The organism is Saccharothrix violaceirubra (assembly GCF_014203755.1).
Lineage (GTDB): Bacteria > Actinomycetota > Actinomycetes > Mycobacteriales > Pseudonocardiaceae > Actinosynnema > Actinosynnema violaceirubrum.
Genome location: NZ_JACHJS010000001.1, coordinates 3966780 through 3988517, shown reverse-complemented (window position 1 = coordinate 3988517; position 21738 = coordinate 3966780). Strand labels below are relative to the sequence as shown.

General features: G+C 72.3%; 18 protein-coding genes. 5 read left to right on the top strand and 13 right to left on the bottom strand.

What is annotated here, in order from left to right:
- Positions 1 to 114: 114 nt before the first annotated feature.
- Entirely contained in the window at positions 115 to 474 is a 360-nt protein-coding gene (locus tag F4559_RS18485) for a PLD nuclease N-terminal domain-containing protein (protein WP_184670345.1), read from the top strand.
- A 1-nt stretch (position 475) separates the two neighbouring features.
- Here the strand turns inward: F4559_RS18485 and F4559_RS18480 are convergent, their stop codons facing one another.
- From F4559_RS18480 to F4559_RS18470, 3 genes are all read right to left on the bottom strand, one after another.
- Positions 476 to 901, bottom strand: coding sequence for a hypothetical protein (locus F4559_RS18480; protein WP_184670343.1), 426 nt, complete (start codon positions 899 to 901; stop codon positions 476 to 478).
- A 61-nt stretch (positions 902 to 962) separates the two neighbouring features.
- Positions 963 to 2339 carry an aspartate aminotransferase family protein gene (locus tag F4559_RS18475; protein ID WP_184670342.1) on the bottom strand — a complete coding sequence of 459 codons (1377 nt, stop codon included), beginning with the start codon at positions 2337 to 2339 and terminating at the stop codon, positions 963 to 965.
- A gap of 10 nt (positions 2340 to 2349) precedes the next feature.
- Positions 2350 to 3843 carry a CoA-acylating methylmalonate-semialdehyde dehydrogenase gene (locus tag F4559_RS18470; RefSeq protein ID WP_184670341.1) on the bottom strand — a complete coding sequence of 498 codons (1494 nt, stop codon included), beginning with the start codon at positions 3841 to 3843 and terminating at the stop codon, positions 2350 to 2352.
- A 116-nt stretch (positions 3844 to 3959) separates the two neighbouring features.
- Between F4559_RS18470 and F4559_RS18465 the strand changes: the two genes are divergently transcribed.
- On the top strand, positions 3960 to 5549 hold the full coding sequence (locus F4559_RS18465; protein ID WP_184670339.1) for a PucR family transcriptional regulator: 1590 nt from the start codon (positions 3960 to 3962) through the stop codon (positions 5547 to 5549).
- A 56-nt stretch (positions 5550 to 5605) separates the two neighbouring features.
- Here the strand turns inward: F4559_RS18465 and F4559_RS18460 are convergent, their stop codons facing one another.
- Complete coding sequence (locus F4559_RS18460; protein WP_184670338.1) at positions 5606 to 7030, bottom strand: APC family permease; 1425 nt, start codon at positions 7028 to 7030, stop codon at positions 5606 to 5608.
- Positions 7031 to 7160: 130 nt separating this feature from the next.
- Here F4559_RS18460 and F4559_RS18455 point away from each other — a divergent pair, with 130 nt between their 5' ends.
- From F4559_RS18455 to F4559_RS18445, 3 genes are all read left to right on the top strand, one after another.
- Positions 7161 to 7766 (top strand): TetR/AcrR family transcriptional regulator, encoded by a 606-nt coding sequence (locus tag F4559_RS18455; protein WP_184670337.1) that lies wholly within the window; start codon positions 7161 to 7163, stop codon positions 7764 to 7766.
- Positions 7766 to 8836 carry a DmpA family aminopeptidase gene (locus F4559_RS18450; protein ID WP_184670336.1) on the top strand — a complete coding sequence of 357 codons (1071 nt, stop codon included), beginning with the start codon at positions 7766 to 7768 and terminating at the stop codon, positions 8834 to 8836. The genes F4559_RS18455 and F4559_RS18450 overlap by 1 nt, the downstream gene beginning before the upstream one ends.
- A 341-nt stretch (positions 8837 to 9177) precedes the next feature.
- A complete protein-coding gene (locus F4559_RS18445; protein ID WP_246445258.1) occupies positions 9178 to 10182 on the top strand; it encodes a prenyltransferase/squalene oxidase repeat-containing protein in 1005 nt (334 codons plus the stop codon).
- On the opposite strand, the gene F4559_RS18440 is transcribed toward F4559_RS18445, so the two are convergent.
- From F4559_RS18440 to F4559_RS36405, 9 genes are all read right to left on the bottom strand, one after another.
- Positions 10169 to 11008, bottom strand: coding sequence for an ECF transporter S component family protein (locus F4559_RS18440; RefSeq protein ID WP_184670335.1), 840 nt, complete (start codon positions 11006 to 11008; stop codon positions 10169 to 10171). The two genes, F4559_RS18445 and F4559_RS18440, sit on opposite strands and share 14 nt — an antisense overlap.
- Positions 11008 to 12594: an ABC transporter ATP-binding protein gene (locus F4559_RS18435; protein ID WP_184670334.1), complete on the bottom strand. Its 1587-nt coding sequence runs from the start codon at positions 12592 to 12594 to the stop codon at positions 11008 to 11010. The genes F4559_RS18440 and F4559_RS18435 overlap by 1 nt, the downstream gene beginning before the upstream one ends.
- Positions 12591 to 13673: a CbiQ family ECF transporter T component gene (locus F4559_RS18430; RefSeq protein ID WP_184670333.1), complete on the bottom strand. Its 1083-nt coding sequence runs from the start codon at positions 13671 to 13673 to the stop codon at positions 12591 to 12593. Before F4559_RS18430 ends, F4559_RS18435 begins: the two co-directional genes overlap by 4 nt.
- Positions 13670 to 14521 (bottom strand): ABC transporter substrate-binding protein, encoded by an 852-nt coding sequence (locus F4559_RS18425; RefSeq protein ID WP_312865715.1) that lies wholly within the window; start codon positions 14519 to 14521, stop codon positions 13670 to 13672. Before F4559_RS18425 ends, F4559_RS18430 begins: the two co-directional genes overlap by 4 nt.
- On the bottom strand, positions 14518 to 15372 hold the full coding sequence (locus tag F4559_RS18420; RefSeq protein WP_246445256.1) for a hypothetical protein: 855 nt from the start codon (positions 15370 to 15372) through the stop codon (positions 14518 to 14520). Before F4559_RS18420 ends, F4559_RS18425 begins: the two co-directional genes overlap by 4 nt.
- A 193-nt stretch (positions 15373 to 15565) precedes the next feature.
- Positions 15566 to 17950 (bottom strand): prenyltransferase/squalene oxidase repeat-containing protein, encoded by a 2385-nt coding sequence (locus F4559_RS18415; RefSeq protein WP_312865714.1) that lies wholly within the window; start codon positions 17948 to 17950, stop codon positions 15566 to 15568.
- Positions 17951 to 18628: 678 nt separating this feature from the next.
- On the bottom strand, positions 18629 to 19690 hold the full coding sequence (locus F4559_RS18410) for an ankyrin repeat domain-containing protein (RefSeq protein WP_184670331.1): 1062 nt from the start codon (positions 19688 to 19690) through the stop codon (positions 18629 to 18631).
- A 425-nt stretch (positions 19691 to 20115) separates the two neighbouring features.
- Positions 20116 to 20559 carry a PPC domain-containing DNA-binding protein gene (locus F4559_RS18405; protein ID WP_246446039.1) on the bottom strand — a complete coding sequence of 148 codons (444 nt, stop codon included), beginning with the start codon at positions 20557 to 20559 and terminating at the stop codon, positions 20116 to 20118.
- A gap of 7 nt (positions 20560 to 20566) precedes the next feature.
- Positions 20567 to 21592: an asparaginase gene (locus F4559_RS36405; RefSeq protein WP_184670329.1), complete on the bottom strand. Its 1026-nt coding sequence runs from the start codon at positions 21590 to 21592 to the stop codon at positions 20567 to 20569.
- Between the last annotated feature and the right edge of the window lie 146 nt (positions 21593 to 21738).

Genomic DNA, 21738 nt, shown 5'->3' with positions numbered 1-21738 from the left:
CCGCCCCCTGGGGTTGCCGGTGGTGTGCGCCGCGCGACCCTGCGTGACGGGGTGCGCTACCGTTCTCCCGCCCGCGTCGGCCGACGCGGTGGACATCCGGGGGGATGGTCGGCAATGCCTTATCTCGGTGGCACTTTCGGGCTGCTCATGCTCGGGCTGTGGTTGTTCTGCGTGGTCGACGTCATCACGACCGACGACGGTGACACGCGGCACCTGCCCAAGGTGGCGTGGTTGCTCATCGTGCTGTTCTTCCCGCTGGTCGGCTCGATCGCGTGGTTGGTCGCGGGACGACCGCCACGGGTCGGCGTGCGGTCGCGGGCCTACGAGCGGGAAGCGCGGTCGTTCCCGGAGTACGACCGGCCGGGGCGGTTCGCCGCCGCGGACCGGGAGTCCGACGAGGAGTTCCTGCGCCGCTGCCGCGAACGTGCCGAGGAGCAGCGGCGCAAGGCCCGCGAGTCCCGGGACGACAAGTAGTTCAGGACGCCCGGTCGCGTTTGGCGGCCACGACGACCACGGCCGTCACCACACAGCCGACCACGAACAGGACCGCGAGGACGATCGGTACCGTGCTGGACGACTGCTCGTCACGCGGCCCGAACCGGCGTTCCAGCTCGATCGCGGAGTAGGTGGACTCCCGGCCGTCCAGCCGCACCACCAGCTCGTCGAGTTCGCCGGTGTACTTCGTCCAGGCGACCTCCGCCGGGTCTTTCTCCCCGGCGGAGGTCACCGCGTTCTTGACCTCCACGGTGAGGGTGTCCACGGCGTTGGTGACGTCGTGGTGCACCCGGACGACCGTGTAGCCCTCGTTCTCCAACCTCGTGGCGAGGTCCGTCAGGTCGGTCACCATCGCGCACCCGGCGGCGGCCAGCAGAAGCAGCAGCAGGACCGGTAACCGTCTCATCGCATCCCCCTCGATTCCATACGGGGGAGATTAGCCGTGCGCGTGCGACGGTTGTCGGGAATCAGATCAGTTTCGCCGCCTCCGTCAACGTGTGCCGCAGGATCTGCTCGATCTCGTCGAACTCGGCCTGGCCGCAGATCAGCGGCGGCGCCACCTGCACGACCGGGTCGCCGCGGTCGTCCGGGCGGCAGTACAACCCGTTGTCGAACAACGCCTTGGGCAGGAAACCGCGGATCAGGTGCTCGCGCTCGTCGAAGTCCAACGTCTGCCGGGTGTTCTTGTCCTTCACCAGTTCGACGGCCCAGAAGTAGCCGTCGCCGCGCACGTCGCCCACGATCGGCAGGTCGAGCAGCTTGCGCAGGGTGTCGCCGAACGCGCCCTCGTTGTCGAGCACCCGCCGGTTGAGGCCCTCGGCCTCGAACAGGTCCAGGTTGGCCAGCGACACGGCCGCCGCCACCGGGTGGCCGCCGAACGTGTACCCGTGCGGGAACGCGACCTTGTCCCGCAGGAACGGCTCCACCACGCGGGCCGTGGTGATCATCGCGCCGATCGGGGCATAGCCGGAACTCATGCCCTTGGCGCACGTGATGATGTCCGGCTGGTAGCCGAACTTCTCGCACGCGAACGTGGTCCCGTGCCGGCCGAACGCGCAGATCACCTCGTCGGACACCAGCAGCACGTCGTACTTGTCGCAGATCTCCCGCACCCGCCGGAAGTACCCGGGCGGCGGGGTCAGGCAGCCGCCCGAGTTCTGCACCGGCTCCAGCACGACGGCCGCGACGGTGTCGGGACCCTCGAAGAGGATGGCCTCCTCGATCCGGTCCGCCGCCCAGCGGCCGAACGCCTCCAGGTCGTCGCCGTGCTCGCGTGCCCGGTAGAAGTTCGTGTTGGGCACCCGGAAACCGCCCGGTGTCAGCGGTTCGAACTGCTGCTTCATCGCGGGCAGGCCGGTGATCGCCAACGCGCCCTGCGGCGTGCCGTGGTAGGCGACGGCCCGGCTGATCACCTTGTGCTTGAGCGGGCGGCCGGTCAGCTTGAAGTACTGCTTGGCCACCTTCCACGCGCTTTCCACTGCCTCGCCGCCGCCGGTCGTGAAGAACACGCGGTCGAGGTCGCCGGGTGCGGCGGCGGCGAGGCGGTCGGCCAGCTCCATCTGCGGCGGTGTGGCGTAACCCCACGCCGGGAAGTACGCCAGTTCGGCTGCCTGCTCGGCCATCACCTCGGCGAGTTCGCGGCGACCGTGCCCGGCCTGCACGACGAACAGCCCGGACAGGCCGTCGAGGATCCGCCGCCCGCGCTCGTCGTACAGGTAGGCGCCCTCGGCGCGGGTGATCAGGGGCGTGCGCGGCGCGGACAGCCGGGTGAAGTGCGGCCACAGGTGTCCCCAGTCCGCCGCCGGGGCCTGCGTCGCCGTGGGTCCGGGTTCGGTGCGCGTCATGTGCCGTCCTTCAGTCGTTGCGGGGGAAGCCGAGGTCGACGCCGCGCGGCCCGCCGTCGTGCCAGCGGGACGTGACGACCTTGCCGCGGGTGAAGAAGTGCACGCCCTCGGCGCCGTGCGCGTGCGTGTCGCCGAACAGCGAGTCCTTCCAGCCGCCGAACGAGTAGTAGGACACCGGCACGGGGATCGGCACGTTGATGCCGACCATGCCGACCTCGATCTCGTTCTCGAACCGGCGGGCCGCGCCGCCGTCGCGGGTGAAGATCGCGGTGCCGTTGCCGTACCGGTTGGCGTTGACCAGCGCCACCGCGTCGGCGTAGGTGTCGACGCGGACCACGGACAGCACCGGGCCGAAGATCTCGTCGGTGTAGACGGACATGTCCGGCGTGACGTGGTCGAGCACGGTCGGGCCGACGAAGAAGCCGGAGCCGTCCGCGTCGGGCACGACGTCCCGGCCGTCCAGGACCACGGTCGCACCGGCGTCGGCACCGGCGGCGATGTAGCCCGCGACCTTGTCCCGGTGTTCGGCGGTCACGAGCGGTCCCATGTCGCAGCCGCGTCGGCCGTCGCCGGTGCGCAGCGCGCGGGCCCGGTCGGCGATCGCGGCCACCAGCGGGTCGGCGATCGGACCGACGGCCACCAGCGCGCTGATCGCCATGCACCGCTCGCCCGCCGACCCGAACCCGGCGTTGATCGCGGCGTCGGCGGCGAGGTCGAGGTCGGCGTCGGGCAGTACGACCATGTGGTTCTTCGCGCCGCCCAACGCCTGCACGCGCTTGCCCGCCGCGCTCGCGCGCTGGTGGACGTACTTGGCCACGGGCGTGGAGCCGACGAACGACACGGCCTTGATCGCCGGGTGGTCGAGCAGTCCGTCGACGGCGACCTTGTCGCCCTGCAACACGGTGAACACGCCGTCGGGCAGTCCGGCCTTCCGCCACAGCTCGGCCAGGAACAGCGCGGCCGACGGGTCCTTCTCGCTCGGCTTGAGCACCACGGTGTCGCCCGCCGCGATCGCGACCGGCACGAACCACAGCGGCACCATGACCGGGAAGTTGAACGGGCTGATCACCGCGACCGGCCCGAGTGGCTGGCGCAGCGAGTGCACGTCCACGCCCGTGGACGCGTTCTCGGTGTGCCCGCCCTTGAGCAGGTGCCCGATGCCGCATGCGAACTCGACGACCTCCAGGCCGCGCGCGATCTCGCCGCGCGCGTCGGACAGGACCTTGCCGTGCTCGGCGGTGATGATCTCCGCGAGCGCGTCGGCCGACTCGTCGAGCAACTGCCGGAACGCGAACAGCACGCGCGTGCGGCGGGCCAGGGCGGTGTCGCGCCAGCCGGGGAACGCGGCGCTCGCGGCGGCCACCGCCCGTTCGACCTCGTCGGGGCCGGCCAACGCGACCCGCCGCGCGAGCTTGCCCGTCGCCGGGTCGAAGACGTCCGAGGTGCGTCCGGAGTCGCCGGTCACCTCCGTGCCGTCGATCCAGTGGCCCACGATGCTGCTCATCCGCTTCCTTCCGGTCGAACCTGTGCGTCCCAGCCTCGCCCGTGCACGCACGCGCGACCAGTGACACTCTGCCGTCGATCCGGCGCGGACGCCGACGCTGTGTAAAGTCGCCTGGCGTGTACCCCACGGTCGCGGACGTGCTGGCCACACCCGCCGTGCAGGCGGGCGACCCCCGCGTGCGCGCGGGGGAGGAGCACCTGGACCGGCCGGTGCGCTGGGTGCACGTCAGCGAGATCTCGCAGGTGGCGGGCACGTTGTCGGGCGGCGAGCTGCTCCTGTCCACCGGCATCGTGGCCGGGGACCCGGACGTCGACCTGTCCGCCTACGTCACCCGGCTGCACGAGGCCGGGGTGAGCGGCCTGGTGGTGGAACTGGGCGCCGAGCTGCCCGCGTTGCCGCACGACCTGGTCCGCGCCGCCCGCACGCTGGGCCTGCCGCTGGTGGAACTGCGCCGCACGGTCCGGTTCGTGGAGATCACCGAGGCCGTGCACGCCCGCATCCTCGACGTCGGGCACGAGCGGCTGCGGTTCACCCAGCGGGTCAACGACGTGTTCACCACGCTGACCGTCGAGGGCGCCCGGGTCGAGGAGGTCATGGACCAGGTCAGCGCGCTGGGCGGGCACCCGGTCGTGCTGGAGGACCTGTCCCACCACGCCGTCGCGTTCAGCGGCACGACCCGCGCCGGCGAGCTGCTGCGCGACTGGGAGTCCCGGTCGCGCCTGGCGGTCGCCGGCGGCGAGACGGCCGTGGCCGGTCCGGAGCGGTGGCTGTGCACGCCGGTCGGTCCGCGTCGGGGCCGGTGGGGTCGGCTGGTCGTGCCGATGACCGTGGCCGACGTCGAGCGGTCCTCGGCCGTGCTCGAACGCGCCGCCGCCGCGTTGGCGATCCTGCGCGTGGTCAACGGCGAGGGGCGGGACGTCGCGCTCGACGCGCACGGCGGCATCCTGCGTGACCTGCTCACCGGGCAGATCACGGACGAGCAGTCGGTGGGCGCGCGGTTGCGGGCACTGGGCCTGCGCGCCGGTCGGGCGTACGCGGTGATCGTGTTCGCGGTGGGCGTGCCTGGCCCGCCGTCGGCCGCCGCCGATCAGTCCACTGTAGACGTCGTGGCGGCGACCGCCCGCGGCCAGGGCCGGTCCGCGTTGACCGGTGTCGTCGCGCCGGGCCGGATCGCGGTCGTGTTCCCGTGCTCGGGCGAGGACGACGAGCCGGCGGCCGTGCGGTCGTTCCTCGCCGCGCTGGACGGGCGGCTCCCGACGGGCACCGTGGCCGCCGCCGCCGTGCCGCCGACCCGGATCACCGGGCTGTCGGCGGCGTTGGAGGAGGCGGTCCACGTGGCCGAGGCCGTGGCGGGCGAGCCGGGGGAGCGGATCGTCTACCGCAGTCGGGACCTGGGCGCGCGGGGTCTGCTGTGGTCGCTGCGGTCGGACGTGCGGCTGCACCAGTTCACCGAGTCGCAGCTCCAGCCCCTGCTCGGCCACCGGGGTCGTGAGGGGCTGCTGGACCTGCTGCGGGCGTTCCTGGAGGCGCACGGCAACGTGGCCGTGCTCGCCCGGGAGCTGCACCTGAGCCGGCCCGCCGTGTACGCGCGGCTCGGGCGGCTGACCGACGTGCTGGGCCGGGACCTGGCCGACGCGCAGACCCGGCTGTCGTTGCACCTGGCACTGCTGGCCTACGACCAAGCCGCCCGGCACCCCCGGTCCTGACCCGACACCGCGCCTGTCTACGTGTGTAGACAGACGCGGTGCGGTCCTGCCGGAGGTCATCGGGTGGCGGTGTCGACCTCCGCCTCGTCCTCGGACGGGCCTTGAAGCTCCCACTTGCCGCGACGGCGCAGCACCAGGGCGTAGTAGAGGCCCGACACGACGCAGATGCCGGCCGTGATCAGCAGGCTGGGCCGGCCGAAGGCCGGGTCCAGGGCGTTCTGCCACACGACGTAGCCCAGGGCGATCAGCGCGACGATCGGCGCGACCGGGAACAGCGGCATCCGGTACGCGGCGTGCTTCGTGCTGCCGTTGCGGCGGCCGTTGAGCACGGCCAGGCACAGTGCGACGTACACCGCGACGATGGACGTGGCCGTCACGACGAGCAGGAAGTCCTTGTCCGCGAAGCACAACGCGGTGCCGAACGCGCCCGTGGCCAGCGTGGCGATCCACGGCGTGCCGGTCTTCGGGTGGATCGCGGCCAGCGCCTTGCTCACCGATGCGGGCCACGCGGAGTCACGGCCGGTGCTGAAGACCATGCGCGAGGTGATGAGGATGATCGCCAGCACGGCGTTGAGGATGGCCAGCGCGATCGCGAGGCTGATCACCGTGTTGACCGTCGACCCGGCCTTGGCGCCGACGAAGTAGCTCATCATGTTCTCCGCGCCGAACAGGTCCGGCAGGGACGGGGCGCCCAGCAGCACGGCGGTCACCGGTACCAGCTCGGCCACGATGGTGATGCCCAGTGCCCACAGGATGGCGCGGGCGATGCCCTTGTGGGCGTTGTCCGTCTCCTCGCCGAAGTAGACCGCCGAGCCGTAGCCGTTGTAGGAGAAGATCGCCACGGCCGCCGCGCCGGCGATGATCCCGAACGAGGCCGGTCCGACCACGCCCTCGGTGGCCACGACCGGCGCGGTGACCAGGTCGCCGAGACCGCGCGCCGGGTCGAGGAAGCCGAGCGCGGCGACGACCACCAGGGCGACCATCTCGATGGCCAGGAAGACGCCGGTGATCCACGCGTTGACCTTGATGTCGAAGATCGACAGGAGCGTCGCGGCCACCGTCGTCACCGCGGCCACGACCGGCGCGGACAGGCCGGGGATCAGCACCTCCAGGTAGGTGCCGACGCCGAGCGCGATCACCGCGATGATCAGCAACTGGGTGAGCAGCAGCAGGCCGAGCGTGACGAAGCCGGGCAGTCGGCCCAGCGTGCGGGCCACGATCGCGTACTCGCCGCCGCTGAGCGGGTAGGCCGAGGCCAGCTCGGCGTAGACGAACGCCATGAACACGCCGACCACGCCGGCGATCGCGAAGCTCCAGAACGCGCCGCTGCCCGCCTGTGCCACCACGCCCGGCGCGATGATGAAGACCGAGGACGCCGGCGAGATGGCGGACAGCGTGATGAGCAGCGTGCCGAGCACTTTCAGACCGCGGCGCAAGGCCGGAGTGGACGGTGGCGGTGTGGACGGCTGCGGGTCCGTCATGGCGGTCTCCTCGGTCCTACGGGTTCTTTGAGTGGCCATCAAAGAACCAGGTGTGACCCACGTCAATAGCCATCACGCAACTTTCTGTTTCGTCTTGCGTTCTTTGATGATCAGTTGAAGAATCCCTCGCATGCCACGACCGAGCCGCGCCCACCTCAAGCGCGGTGAACTCATCACCGCCGCCCGACAGGCCGTCCTCGAACGGGGAGTGCTCGACCTGCGACTGCGCGACGTCGCCGAGCAGGCCGACATGTCGACGGGATCGGTGCTGTACTACTTCCCGACGTTGGGCGACCTGCTGTACGAGGTGCAGCGCGAAGCCGTCGAACGGTTCTGCGTGGACCGCGAGGAAGCGGCCCGCGCCGAGCCCGACCCGCGGCGGAAGCTGGTCGTGACGATCAGGGCGGGCCTGCCGACCGGGCAGGACGACGAACTGTGCGTGCTGATCTACGAACTCGGCGCGTACGCCCGCCGCGACCCCGCCTACGCCGCCGAGCACATCCGGCTGTACGAGCGCCAGGTCGCGCTCTACACCGCGATCCTGGAGGCCGGCACCGCGACCGGGCTGTTCGACCCGGTCCGCGACACGACGACGATCGCCCGCGGTCTCGTCGCCCTGGAAGACGGCCTCGGCCTGCACATCACGCAGGCCGTGCCGACGTTCACCACCGAGCAGGCCGAGGCGATGCTCGTCGCCTACGCGGCCGACGCCACCCGTTGCGAACTGGAGACCTGATGCGCGCACGCGAACTCGGCCTGCGGCTGCCCGGCGAGACCGGACCGCTCAACGCGATCACCGACGTGCCCGGCGTCGAGGTCGGCTACACCACGCTGATCGAGGGCGACTCGGTGCGCACCGGCGTGACCGCGATCCTGCCGCGCGGCAAGGCCGACGTGCACGTGCCGTGCGCGGCCGGGCGGTACTCGTTGAACGGCAACGGGGAGATGACCGGCTCGGCGCTGCTGGACGAGATCGGCGCGCTGCGGCTGCCCGTGCTGATCACCAACACGCACGCGATCGGCCCGTGCCACCGCGGCGTGATCGACTGGGTGGCCCGCGAGCACCCGGCCGTGGCCGACCAGTGGCTGCTGCCCGTGGTCGCCGAGACGTGGGACGGCTACCTCAACGACATCAACGGCCCGCACATCCGGCCGGAGCACGCCGTGGCGGCCATCGACGCGGCGTCGTCGGGTCCGGTCGAGGAGGGGTCGGTCGGCGGCGGCACGGGCATGAACTGCTACGCGTACAAGGGTGGCAGCGGCACGTCGTCCCGCGTGGTGGAGTACGGCTCCGACACCTACACCGTCGGCGTGTTCCTCCAGGCGAACTTCGGCTCGCGCGAGGAACTCACGGTCTGCGGCGTGCCTTTGGGCGAAGCGCTGGCCGACGACAACCCGATGGCCGACGGCGACTGGTCGGTGCCGCCGGGTGCCGGGTCGGTGATCGTCGTGGTGGCCACGGACGCGCCTTTGCTGCCCGGCCAGTGCTCGGCCCTCGCCCGCCGTGTGCCCCTGGGTCTGGCCCGCACGGGCACCGCGGGCTCCCACTTCTCGGGCGACATCTTCCTGGCGTTTTCCACGGGGAACGCCTTGTCCCCGTCGGACTTCCCGCGCGGCGAGCCCGGCTACGACACGTTGCGCCACATCCCGTGGAACCGGATCGACGACTTCTTCACGGCCGTGGTCCAGGCGGTCGAGGAGGCCGTGCTCAACGCCCTCGTCGCGGCCGGCCCCATGACGGGTCGGAACGGGCGTCGGTCGCCGGGGCTGCCGGTCGACCGGGTGCTGGAGCTGGTGAAGCGCTGACCCGGGGGCCTCGGCTTCCGGCGCCCCGCACCGCCACCACCCACAACTCCCGAGAGCGGTGGACCCGGACGCACAACACGGGCCCGAGTGCACATTTCGGGGTGCCTGAACGTACAACTCGCGGTGTCTGAGTGCATAACTCGCGAGTCGTGCGGCCGAAGGGGTGGACTTGACGCCACGCCCGCCGGTGGCAGGCTGTGCGGGACAACCGAACACGCGCGGTCGCGGGGGAAGTCCGGTGGGAATCCGGCGCTGACCCGCAACGGTGTGCCGCAAGGCGAGCCCGACCACCCGCTCCGCGCCGATCAACTCCTGTCGTGGTGAGCGGGAAAGGATCTGCCATGAGACGCATGCTCGGCGTCGTCGCACTCCTGTGCGCGTCGACCCTCTTCGTCACCCCTGTCGCGTCGGCGACGCACGACCCGGCGGACGCGGCGGCCGGGTGGCTGGCCCGGCAACTCGTCGACGGTGAACGCTTCGAGACCGTCTACGACGGTGTCGCCTACCCGGACCAGGGGCTGACGATCGACGCGGTCTTCGCGTTCGCCGCCGCGCGGGCCGCGGACGACTACGCGGACGACGCGATCGACTGGCTGGCCCGTCCGGAGATCACCACGGGCTACGTGGGCTCCGGCGGCGAGGCGTACGCGGGCCCGCACGCCAAGCTCCTGCTCGCCGCCCGGGTGACCGGGCGCGACCCGGCCGCCTTCGGCGGCGTCGACCTCGAGGCCGGGCTGCTCGCCCTGCTCACGCCGTCGGGCCGGTTCTCCGACCAGTCGGCGTGGGGCGACTACAGCAACGCGTTCACACAGTCCCTGGCGCTGCTGGCCCTGGACCGCACGAGCGCCGGCGCACCGACGACCGCCGTGGACTTCCTGGTCGGCACGCAGTGCCCGGACGGCGGCTTCCCGCTGTTCTTCGGCGTCACGCCCTGCGTGAGCGACGTGGACTCCACGGCCATGGTCGCGCAGGCCCTGCGCGCGGTCGGCCGTCCGCTCAAGGCCGGGCAGGGTCTGTCCTGGCTGGTGAGCGTGCAGCGCGCCGACGGCGGATTCGCGGTCGGCACGAACGACTCCAACGCCAACAGCACCGGGCTCGCGGCACAGGCGCTCAAGGGCCACCGGCCCGTCGCCGCGGTCAAGGCCCGGCAGTTCCTCAAGGGCCTCCAGGTCGGCTGCGCCGGACCCGTCGGGAACCGGGGCGCGATCGCCTACCAGGCCACCGGGTTCGACCCGGCGACCGCGACCCGGGCGACCGCCCAGGCGATCCTCGGCCTGGCCGGGGTCGGGCTCGCCGACCTGCACAGCGGTGGACGCAACGACGCGCCGGTACTTACCTGCGCGTGAGGTGGGGAGCGGCGGCCGGCAGGTCGCCGCTCCCGAACGTCGGCAGCACCCCGAACGATGCCCGCCGCGACGCGCGGCGCAACGTCGCCAGCACCGCCGGGCCCAGGAGGAGGATCGCGACCGTGTTCGTGATCGCCCGCCCGGTGTCCCACCCGGCCGTGGACGTCAGCAGCGTGAACACCGCGAACCGGTGCAGGTTCTCCCCCACGGGATCGCCTGGCACGTAAGAGATGTGGCCGTCGTGATAAGGCACCTCGGCACCGGTGATGAACGGCCAGAACCACAGGTTCATCAGGAACCCGAACAGGTACGCGACCACGATCCCGTACCCCACGAGCATCGCGATCTCGGCCCTGCCCGTGACCCGCCGGGGCAGCAGGCCCGCGCCCATCCCGATCCACGCCGAGCACATCATCTGGAACGGCAGCCACGGCCCGACCCCGGCGGTCAGCAGCGCGGACGCGAACAACGACGTGCACCCGAGCACGAACCCGAACCCGGCGCCGAACACCCGACCCGACAGCACCAGCAGGAAGAACACCGTCTCGATCCCGGCCGTGCCCGCGCCCAACGGCCGCAGCGCCGCGTTCACCGCCGACAGGACTCCCAGCAATGCCAACGCCTTCGAGTCCATCCCGCCCTCGGACAACTCGGCCAGCACCACGACGATCAGCACCGGCAGGATGCCGATGAACACGAACGGCGCGTCCGGGCCGTGCTGCATGGACTGCGGTTCCACGCGGACGAGCAACGGCCATACGAACATCATCAGCCCGGCCGCCGACGCCGGCGCGAGCACCGTCGCCGACCGCACCCCGATCCGCATCACGACAGCGCCTCCGCGACGTCCGCGACCGTGAGCCACCCGTCGCCCAGGACCTTCGCCACCTGCGGGGCGAACGCGGGCGAGGAGCCCAGCACCTCGCCCGTCGGCCCGTCCGACACGATCTCCCCTTCCGCCAGCACCACGACCCGGTCGGCGACGGTGGCCACGAACTCCACGTCGTGCGTCGCCACGACCACCGCCCGCCCCTGCGCGGTGAGCGACGCGATCATCCGCGCGAGCGCGGCCTTGGCCAGGTAGTCCAGCCCCCGCGTCGGCTCGTCGAGCAGGACCACACCCGGCGCGGCGGTCAGTTGTACGGCCAGCACGAGCGCGAGCCGTTGCCCCTCCGACAGGTCGCGCGGGTGCCGATCGCCGGGGACGTCCGGCGCGAGGCCTTCCAGCAGCGCACGGCAGCGTCCGACGGGTGCCCCGGACTCGGTGTCGGAGGCCGCGCACTCGGCGTCCACCGTGTCCAGGTAGAGCAGGTCGCCCGCGCTCTGCGGCACGAGCCCGACGAGCGCGCGGGCCCGCTTGGCGGACAACGCCTTCGGGTCCGCCCCGCCCACCCGCACGGTGCCGCCCTGGCGGGGGCCCGAGCCCTGCAACGCCCACAGCAGCGACGACTTGCCCGACCCGTTGCGGCCCATGAGCGCCAGCACTCCGGGGCCCAGGTCGAGGTCCACGCCGCGCACGGCCACCACCGGTCCGTAGCGCACGACCACGCCCGACGCGGTGAGCAGCGGCGTCCGGGCAGGCGTGGGACGCCGGGGTGCCGACGGCAACCGGCCGCGCAGCGGACCGGCGACCCGGCGGGCGTCGCGCACGGACAGCGGCAACGGGCTCCACCCGGCCAGCCGTCCCAGCTCCACGATCGGCGGCGCGATAGCCGTGCCCGCGAGCACCTCGGCGGGCGGACCGTCCACAACGGACCCGTCGCCCAGCACGTACAGCATCCGGTCGGCGAACGGCACCACGCGTTCCATCCGGTGCTCGGCCAGCACCACGGTGGTGCCCAGGTCCTGCACCAGGCGGGCAAGCGTGGCCAGCACCTCCTCGGCGGCGGTCGGGTCCAGCGCGGACGTCGGCTCGTCCAGCACGAGCACCGACGGGTGGGTCGTGAGCACCGACCCGATCGCCACGCGTTGCTGCTGCCCGCCGGACAGCGTCCGCAACGCCCGTCGTCGCAGGTCCGCGATGCCCAGCAGGTCCAGCGCCTCCTCGACGCGGCGGCGCATCACCTGCGGCGCCAGGCCGAGCTGTTCCATGCCGTAGGCCAGTTCCTCCTCCACGGTGTCGGTCACGAACCCGGCGAGCGGGTCCTGGCCGACGACGCCGACGAGGTGGGCGAACTCGCGTGGCGGGTGGTCGCGGGTCGACACGCCGGCGACCGTCACCGTGCCGTCCAGGTGCCCGCCGGTGAAGTGCGGCACCAGGCCGTTGACCGCGCCGAGCAGCGTGGACTTGCCCGCTCCGGTGCGGCCCGCGAGCAGCACCAGTTCGCCCTCGCCGATGGACAACGTCACGTCGGCGAACACGGGCTCGTGCGCGCCGTGGTACCGGAAGCCGACCCGGTCGAACTCGATCATGCGTCCTCGAAGGCCGGTGCGGGGGACAGGACCGCGGGCAGCACGCCCACCAGCACGCCGATCAGCGGCGGCCACGACAGCGTCGGCCAGGACAGCACGACCAGCGACGGGTTCAGGTTCGTCGGGTCCACAGTGGACGTCGCGAACAGCACGGCGGCCACCGCGACCCCGCTCGCCGCGACCACGACCTCGGCGGCCCGCCACCGGTCCGGCCGGTACCGGGTCCGTCGCACCCGGCGACCGGCGGACCGGAACCCGACCAGCGCCACGACCAGTCCCGACACCAGTACCGGCCCGGCCAGGTAGCGCGGCGTCGACCCGTCCAGGGTGGCGTAGACGCCGACGCACACGCCGAGCAGACCGGTGATCATCAACAGCCCGGTCGCCACCCGGTCGCCGGTCTCGACCAGCGCGGCCCGGCCGTACCCGCGCGAGTCCATCGACGCCGCCAGCCGCAACGACCGGTCCAACGCGTCGGCGAGCACGGGCACCACGATCGCGCGCAGGGCCCGGAAACGCCTGCCGTCGCCGCCGCGCAGCCGTCGGGCGCGGCGCACCCGGACCACGCTCTCGGCCAACTGCGGGAACACCGACAGGGCCACGACCACCGCCGTCCCGATCTCGTACAGCGCCGGCGGCAACGCCTTGAGCAGCCGTTTCGGGTTCGCCAACGCGTTCGCCGCGCCCAGGCACACCACCATGGTCGCCAGCCGCAGCCCGTCGTGGAACCCGCCCAGCAGCGATTCGGCCGACACGTCGCCGAACAGCCGGATGCCCGCCGCCCACGCGGGCAGCGGGACCTCCGGCAGCCGCAGCACGACCGTCGACCCCTCGGCGCCGCCGAACACCAGGCGGAAGAGCACCCGCATGCCCACGATCACCGCGCCGAGCACCAGGTACATCCGGAACGCCAGCGCCCAGGGCGCCGCGGTGCGCCGGGCCACCACCACGTACCCGGCCACCGCCACGATGGTCAGCAGCAGGAACGGGTTCGTGGTCCGGCTCGCCGCGACCGCGAGGCCCAGCGCCCACACCCACCAGGCGGCCGGGTGCAGGTCGCGGGGCAGCAGCCAGGTCATCTCCGCGTCCGGCGGCGTGCGGTGAAGTACGCGGCGACCGCGAGCAGCACCACGGCACCGCCGGCGGCCCACGGCGCGATGTCGGAGGCGCCGGACTGCTCCTTCACGACCGCGACCACGTCCGGCGCGTTCTCGCCGCCGTCGAACTCGACGTTGGCGGCGGGGTCGGGTGCGGTGCGGGGCTTGGGCGGCGGCAACGCGGACCCGGACGGCGCGGACGTGGTCGGTGCCGCGGTGGTCGCCGGCTGTGCTTTGGGCCGCTGCTTCTCTTCGACGTCGTCGGAGTTCGGCGGCGGTTCGTCGGCCGTGCCGCACGCGCGGGCCTCGGTGCCCGGCCGCACGGGGGCGATCCGGGGCACGGGGTTGGTCTCGGCGGTGGCGTTGAGCGAGAACGACCAGCCCTCGAACCCGCCGGGCACGAACTCGCGGTTCTTCACGCCCCACTGGCTGTAGGTCCACGGGCAGTTGTTGCCCGCGTGCCAGTAGGACCAGTACCCGGCGGCGGGCGGCGTGTCGAGGCACGCCTCCTTGTAGTGCTCGTCCCCGGCGATCGGGACCTCCTCGACCGCCGAGGGCCGGTTCTCCACGCGGCACACGAACGCCTCGCCCCAGCGCTGCACCCCGGCGATCTGGAAGCCCGCGCCCTTGAGCGCGTCCAAGCCGGTTCCCGGTGCGGTGGAGGGGAAACAGCGCACGAGCGTGGTCCCGCCGAGCTGCTGGAAGTCGACCACGACCGTGACGCCGTCGCCGGTCGGGCAGAACCCGGGGGTGCCCTTCGAGTGGTCCACGGCGTGCGCGGGCGCGGCGACGAGGAGCATCGCCGCGCCCGCGCACAGGAGTCGGATCACTGGACCGTCAGCGTGGCCGTCGAGTACACCGTGCCCCCGGTGCCGACCGCCTTGATCGTGTACGTGTAGGTGCCCTTGGCCGTCGGCGTGATCGTCTTCGTGCCGCCGGGCACGGCCAGCGCCCCCGACCAGGAACCGCCGCCGGTCGCGGGCGAGACGGCGTGCGCGGTGATCGTGGTCGAGTGGGTGGACGTCCAGGTCAGCGAGGTCGACGTGCCGAGGGTGATCTTGCGGTCGACGTCGTCGATGCTCAGCCCCACGCTGGGCGCGTTGGAGTTCACGGCCGGGTTGGTCGGCGTGACGCCCGGCACCGGGTTGGTGGAGGCGGTTTTGTTGAGCGAGAACGACCAGCCCTCGAACCCGCCGGGCGTCACGTTGCGGTTGGCCGCGCCGTAGCTGCTGTAGGTCCAGGTCGTGCCGGAGCCCGGTGCGTGCCAGTACCCCCAGTACGCGTCGGCGGGCGGCGTGACGACGCACGCCTCCTTGTACGTGGGCTGGGAGTTGCGCGGCAGCGTCTCGGTGATCGCCGGGCGGCCCTCCAACCGGCACACGAACCCGAGACCCCACTGGGCGGTGCCCGCCACCGCGATGCCCGCGTCCTGCAACGCCTTGATGCCCGTGCGCTGGCTGCCGGGCACCGGGTTGGGGGAGCAGCGGGTGATCGTCGGCGCGGGTGTGCCGCCGTTGCCGTCCAGCTCCTGGAAGTCGATCACCACCGTGACGCCGGTCAGCGCGTCGGCGCCGGTGCAGATGCCGTTGTAGCCCTTGGTCGGATCGATCGCCGACGCGGGCGCCGCGAACGCGACGCCGGCCACGACGACGGTGGCGAGCAAGGTCAGGACTCTTCTCATGGTGCTACCCCCGATGGTGCTGGTTGTGCCGGTGGGTGGTCGGTTGCCGGACGGGCTTGGGAGGACGTGGTTGCCCGTTCGTGCTCCGGGGTCCTTTTGTCGCTGTGTCGCTGCGGGGTCCGACCCCTCGACGCCGTGCCGCCGGCGTGGGCTGTCCGGCTCATCGAGGTGCTTGTGCCACTGCGGGCTCCTCTCACGACGCGACCCGCCCCTGTCGGCGGACTACCGCCCGGCGCAGGCCGAAGCCGACCGCGACGAGCAGGGCGAACGCGGCGAAGCCGGGCGGGAACCAGACCGGCAGGGCCTGGGCGACGGGCACGGTCGCGCGGGCCCCGCCCTCGTCGAGAGGGAGGCGCAGCGCCGGTGTCACCGGCGCCCCGGCGACCGCGGTCCACGACCGGCCCGCGACGCCCGGCGCGGCGGCGAGACTGGTGGCGAAGTCGGACGGCCCGCCGGGTTCCGCCGCGAAACCACCGTCCTCGCGGGCGAACAGCGCCAACGCCCGCGCGGTGTCGCTCGCGTCCAGCCCGGCGGCCTGCCGGCCGCTCGCCGCCGCCGCGCTCAGCGCGAGGTCGGGTCGCCGGTCGGGACCGGCCACCAGGCCGTCGTCACCGGTGCGCGCGGTGAGCGCCTTGGCCGCGCGGACGAGCGCGACGGTCACCTCGGCCGACGGTTCCGGACCGGAGTTCAGCGCCACGGCCGCGACCGAAGTCGCCCGGAGATCGCCCTTCGCACAAGGCTTTCCGTGTTGTTCGACAGGGAAGAGGCCGTCCGCGCACTGGCTTTCGGCGAGTTCGCGGCGTGCGTCCGAAGCGTCCGCCCCGGCCGCCGTGCGGGCCGTGATGCCCCACGCCCGACGCGTGGTGTCCGGCGTGCCGTTGGCCCCGGTGTCGACCACATCCCCGTCCCGCACCCGTGTGGCCAGGGACCGGGTCGTCTCGTCCACGACGCCGTCGACGTCACGGGCGCCGTCCGCACGCAGGAACCGGGCGACGATCGAGAGCTTGGCCAGCGGCTCGGCATAGGCGGAACCGGTCTCGTAGGGCTCGCCGTGGGCGTAGGCCCGGATCGACTCCGGCCGCAGCAGGAAGCGTGACGCCCTGGCCACGGCCTCGTCCTGGCCGCCCAACGTCCGCAGGGCGAGCACGACGTCGGCCGTGGCGTCGTAGTCGACGAACCGGCCGCCGTCCTGCTCGACCTCGACGTGGTCGCCGCCGACGAGCCCGCCGGCGAGGTAGGCGGCCAGCCGTCCGGTGACGGTGTCGGGCCGGGTAGCGGGCGGCGCGGCGGCCACCGGAGCCGGTGCGGCCGTGCGGATCACGGTGACCGGCGCGGGTGCCCTGGGCGGGGCCGGGGGAGGCGCCGGCACGGTCGGTGACGCGGTGACCGGCGGCGGGTCGCTCGGCCGCCGGCCGAGGGCCAGGTCCAGGAACGACACCCGCGACAAGCCCAGCGACGCCTGCGCGCCGGCCCTGATCCACGTGTCGACGCCGACGATGCCGCCCGTGCGCGCGGCCTGGTAGTCGGCCGGGGTGTAGGCGATCGCGCCGACCTGGTCGGTCAGCGCGGGGCCAGGATCGGCCGCGGACACCTGCGCGGACTTCAGGAACGCCGTCCCGGCGACCACGGCCGCGTCGGCGCCGCCGGCCGCCGCCAGTGCCTGCACCGCGAGCCCGGTGCTGTTGGTGTTGGCCGCCTCCGTGCCCACACCGCCGCCCCAGCCGCCGTCGGGCTTCTGGTTGGCGCGCAACCACTCCACCGCGCGCGAGACCGGCTCGTCCAGGCCCGGCTCGCCGGTCGCCCGCGCGGCCAGCAGCGCGGACAGGCCCATGGCCGTGGCGTCCCCGTCCGGAGGGGAGACGCCGAACGCCTTGCCCTCGTCGCAACTGGACACCTTGTGCCCGTCCGGCGTGACGTGGTCGCCGGTCTCGTCGGTCGGGACCAGCGCGAAGAAGATCCGGAAGTAGCCCTCGGCGCACTGCTGCGTCACGAGCTTGTCGATCGCCGGCCGGTCGCTCGCACCGGCGGCGGCCAGGCCGACCACGCCGAGCGCCTGCCCGAAGACGTTGGCGTTGTTGCCGATGAAGTCCGCGAAGTCGGGGTTCTTGGTGTAGTCGCTGATCCGCCCGATGTCCGGTCCCGAACGGCGGATCGTCGCGAGGGTCTCGGCGACCATGTCGTACCCGCCGAACGCCCGGGGATCGCGCCCCGCGACCTGGGCGGCGACGAGCACCTTCGCCGTCGCGCCGCCGACGATGATCGCGTCGAAACCGCTGCCCGGCGCCAACCCGTCCCACGTGAAGTAGTCCTTGGCGTGCCCGTCGAGGTAGCCGACGATCGGCTCGGCGCGGGCGCGCTCCCCGGACGCGGTCAACGCGAACAACACGTCGATCATGAGCCCGTGGTCGGGCAACGCGCCGCCGAGCGGGTTCTCCAGCGTGCCGTCGGGGGACAGTCGCGCGGCGAGCCACCGGGAGTTGGCGGCGGCGTCGTCGAGGGTCGCCGACGCGACCCCCGTCGCACCCGAGAGGAGGCCGACGACGCAGAGGAGAGCGGTCAGGGACCGGCCTCCGGACACCAAGGCTCGACAAGGCATGTCGAACGTCACCCCTGCTTCCGCGACAGTGGTTGGACAGTCGACCACCCGACGGCGACCCGACTCGTCGTCCCACTTTCAGGCGGGACGACCCACGGTTGCGCGACAGTGCCGGATTCCGACCGGCTTCCCCGTCAGGGTGGTGGCTATGGAGTTGTAGGAGCCGAGGCAGGCTAACACCGGGCACGCCGATCGGAGTACCGCCACTTCGGGACGACGCGGGCCCGGCCGACCACGCGGTGCTGTGGGCGTTCGGCAACGGCGTCGTCGTCATCACCGTGGCGGCCGCGATCCTGCTGATCCAGCGAGCCCGCTCCCCACGGGTTTGAGTTCGTGGACCGGTTACGGGCAGCGCCCTCCAACGCCGCCGTGAGTCTGATGAGGCCAAGCCACCACGCCGAGGCCTGTGCCGGCGGGCCACCTGAGGGGCTGACGTAGTTGCTCATCGCACGGCTGTCGGTCGCAACCGGACCCGGCGTCGACCAAGATCCCCTCCCGCGCCGAGCCGCGCCCGGTCGACGACATCGAGGCGGTCGGCATGCCCCTGAAACCGGTCCGAACCGCCGCACCGTCCCCGCCGGACACTCTCGGCGAGCGGGAAGACGACAGGCCCGCACCGTGAGGGTCGTCGAGAACCGCTTGGCCCCTCGGGGCGCGGGTTCAGGAACCCGAGGATGGGGATGTCGGTGCGGCCTGGTGTCGGGTGAGCGGCCGGAGGAGGGCGTCCACCTCCTCGTGCCCCGGGCTGTCGAGGTCGCGGTTCTCCGGCCGGCACCACTGCAACGGTGTGCGGTGGTGTCGGGGGTCGCGCAGGTCGGGGTCGGCGCCGTGGGCGAGCAGCCGTCGGACACTGGCGGGCCGGCCGTTCCGTGCGGCGATGTGCAGTGGCAGCCGCTGCCATTCGGCGTCGGCCTGGTTGACCGGGGTACCGGCGGCGACGAGTTGGTCGATGACCTCCAAGCGCTGGTGGTCGGCGGCGAACACCAGCGCTCGCAGCCGGCTTTGCAGGGGGGATCGGTGCAGCGGCCAGTCGCCGATGTCTCCTGCTGCGGCGGCCATCTCCAGGCTGTCGATGCGGGTTCCGGCGGCCACCAGGAGGTCGAGGACCTCGGTCATGCCGAAGACCGCCGCGTGTTTCAGCGCGGTGCTGCCTGGTACTCCTCCGGAGTCGGGTGCGGAGACGGCATCGATGTCCGCGCCGGCCTCGATCAGGACCTTGGCGACCTCGGCATCGCCGTAGCTGGCGGCGGTGATCAGCGGAGTTTCCTTGTCGCCGGGGCGCCCGTCGACCGGTGCCCCGGCATCGATCAGCGTTCTGGCGACAGCGCCGGTGCCGGACAGGTCGTGGGGCAGGCCGAGACGGCGGTGGTCAAATCGCAGCGTGGCCAGGTAGCCGAGCAGGTCGGCGCCTTCGGGATGGTCGGACCAGTGCTCCATCTTCGTGGCGGCCGACTCGGGATGCTCTGCCAACAGCGCGGCCAGGCGGGACAGGTCGCGGTAATTGAGAATGTCGCGGCGGTCGACCTCAAGCTTGAGCTTGGCCCAACTGGAGAACCCGTGTTCGCGGGCGGTGGCCAGTTGCGCCGAGGCGAGGATGACCCGATCGGACACCGTCCGGATTCGGGCAAGCGCGTCGCGCTCGCCACGTTGCGCCGCGTGCAGCAGATCCTTGGCCTGGTGCCGCAACTGGGTCAGGTTCGGTCGCGCGGGAAGGTCGGGCATGACGTCTCCTTCGCTGCCCCGTGGTCCGCGTCCGGGTCGAAAGAGATCGTCACTGCGGCGACTCGCTCGGTGATGGAGGTGGACTCTGTCCTGCCCGCGGACCCGGTAGCGCCCTCCAGCGCTCGTCGCACATCGTATCCCGGTTCCGGACCTCCAATGGGTCCGCAGGTCCAGTCCTGCCACGGTGGCGCCGAGGATGGTGGTGGCGGTGTCGCAGGCCGTGCCGACGTCGTCAGGGTGGCGGACAGACCCCACCGGCATGGACAAGGGGCACGACTCGCCTCCCTCGTGCAGGAGTGATTCGGCCAGGTCACACATCGCTTGACCAAAGCCCTCGGTCGACACTGTGCGAATGCAACTCGGTCCATCACGCCAATGACCATCGACCATGGATGCAACATGGCGGGTCTTGACGTCACATGTGGTCAGCGTGGGTGGAAGTGGAGTTGGGGGACGTCGTAGAGGTCGGGGTTGCGGCGGCGGTGGAGTTCGGGGTCGGTGACTTCGACGATGAGCATTTCGGTGAGGAACTGGACGTGGGCGGCCAGCAGGTGGCTGGTGTGTCCGGTGGCGTTGTGGTGTTTGCGGCCGACGGCGACGTGGATGTGGGGGTGGACCGAGTCCGTGGTCTGGTCGTAGGCGAGGGTTCCGGAGCCGAGTGCTTCGACGTGGTCGAGGCGGATGCTGTCCCACACGGGGGCGTGGGGGTCGTCGGGTGGGGTGCAGGTGGCGACGAGGTCGGCCTGGCTGAATCCGGCGATGAAGCCGGGGACGAAGGCGTGGCGGACGTTGTTGTGTCGGCAGAAGTCGTCGAGGGCGGGGAAGAAGTCGTCCTGGTGGTCGAACACGACGGCGAAGGTGCGGCCCAGGGTGAGTTCACGGCTGCGGATGGCGGTCTCCCGGGGTGGTGTGGCCCGCGTCGGCGAAGGCGGCGGTGATGGTGTCGTGGTCGGCGTCGGCGGACAGGAGTGCGTGCAGGAGGATGCGGGCTTTGAGCGGGTGGAGGAATCCGGCGTTGACCAGGCCGCGGTCGAGCAGGTCGCGTTCGGAGCCGGGGAACCCGTAGGTGGCGGTGAGCACCGGGCCGGAGCCGGTGCGGGAGGCGAGCACGACGGGGACGCGGCGGGCGAGCTTATCGAGCGGGTCGATCCAGGTGGCGGGGACGTGTCCGGCGCCGAACGCGGCGACCACGAGCCCGTCCACGTGTCCGTCCAGTGTGGACAGGTGGTGGCCGTCGTCGCCGAGGGTGGCGGTGACCAGGCCGACGCGGACGTCCCCTCGGGTGTCGATGCCCGCGGGCATGGGGTGTCGGGTGGTGTGGTTGAGGATGCGGGGTGTGCCTTCGACGAGGTGGCCCAGCGGTCCGCCGTCGGGCGAGGCGAAGGTGGCACAGGTGGTGGTGTGGGTTTTGCGGACGCGGTGGGCGGCGTGGATCTCGTCGGCGAACACGACCACGCAGCCGAGGTTCCGGGTGGTCGGGGATGCGGCGGTGCGGACGGCCGCGAGGAGATTGGCTGGTCCGTCGGCGCCGGCCAGGGTGGGGTTGCGCATCGCCCCGGTGACCACGACCGGTTGGGGGAGGTCCAGGCGCAGGTCGAGGAAGTAGGCGGTTTCCTCGATGGTGTCGGTGCCCTGGGTGACCACCACGCCGTCGACGCCCTTGGCGCACAGCCTGCGGATGGTGTCGGCGAGAGCGGTGAGGTCGGCGAAGGTCAGGGACGCGCCGGGTACTCGTCGGAAGTCGGCGACCTCGATCGTGATGCCGGTGTCGGCCAGGCCGGGTACGGCGGCGACGAGTTGTTCGGCGGACAGGGCCGGGGCCACGCCCCCGTCAGGGGTGGCGGTCATGGCGATCGTGCCGCCCAGACCGACCACCGCGACCGTGGACTGCGAAGTCGGCACGCGACACTCCTTCGTGCTTGGCGGGCGACGTCCAGCCTAGGGTTCGGCGTCGTGCACGGCCTTGCCGGAAGACGGACTGTCGGTCCAGGTTGGCAGGTGTGACAGAGTTTGTGCAGGTGAACACCGCTGCGGGCAGTCGGGACACG